Below are 253 nucleotides of genomic sequence, written 5' to 3' on the forward strand. Positions count from 1 at the left end.
CCGCTTCGCGGCGGAACGCCAGCGTCCGAAGCTGGTGATCGAGGTCCGCGTGGAGGAGGCGTACCTGCACTGCGCCAAGGCCTTCATGCGCTCGCAGCTGTGGCAGCCGGCCGACTGGCCCGCACGCGACCTGCTGCCCTCGCGCAACCAGATGCTGCACGCCCAGCTCGGCATGGCCGAGGCGCCGGAGCCCGCAGCCGCCATGGCCGCGCGCTACCGCCAGCAGCGGGCCGAAGAGCCGACGCCGGCGCGC

At 74.7% G+C, this 253-nt stretch carries 1 pseudogene; it reads left to right on the forward strand.

What is annotated here, in order from left to right:
- Positions 1-253, forward strand: a pseudogene (locus CVH10_RS26235) (hypothetical protein); the annotation flags it as partial.

This window comes from Halomonas sp. ND22Bw (assembly GCF_003011945.1).
Lineage (GTDB): Bacteria > Pseudomonadota > Gammaproteobacteria > Pseudomonadales > Halomonadaceae > Halomonas > Halomonas halophila.